Annotated in this window: 2 protein-coding genes; both read right to left on the reverse strand. The window is 52.3% G+C overall.

All coding sequences use genetic code 11. The annotated features are described in order from the left end of the window. On the reverse strand, positions 1–256 hold a 256-nt coding region (locus AC1RO3_RS08625; protein WP_289874165.1), incomplete at its 3' end, for a hypothetical protein. Beyond that, positions 253–453: hypothetical protein (locus AC1RO3_RS08630; RefSeq protein ID WP_481764022.1), on the reverse strand; the 201-nt coding region annotated here is incomplete at its 5' end. The genes AC1RO3_RS08630 and AC1RO3_RS08625, both read right to left, overlap by 4 nt.

The raw sequence follows: 453 nt of genomic DNA on the forward strand, positions 1-453 counted from the left end.
TAAGCGCCCCGTTGAACTCTTGTTCGGAGCACGTATAGTCTTCTTTTTTACAAAGCGTCAGAAGTTCGGGGTCTATGCCGTGCCCCGGATCGTAAGCTTCATGACTGACGTGCAGCAGAGCATTTGGCTTCGGCTCCCACACCAACGACACACGTAGGCGGTAGTTCGGAGCTATCATCAGGTACTCTTCCTCGTGATGATTGCCGCACCGAAATTCGCGTTTTTGGTAAATCGGGAACTTTGGCGTTGCGCTCATGGCCGCACCATACGCGAGGTAGCTGCCGCGACGATTGCGGCAATCACTTCTTCATCGTCACGCATTTCGGTCATCACGTGTTCCGTCATCTTGCTTGTGATTTCGGACGCGGCGGCCGAATCATTCTGCAAAAGGCTGATCACATAGTCACGGATCAGCCGTTCTGTTGCGCTGTAGTACATTTGATTTCCTTTACC

This window comes from Dellaglioa sp. CoH-57-MRSF-19 (assembly GCF_056781975.1).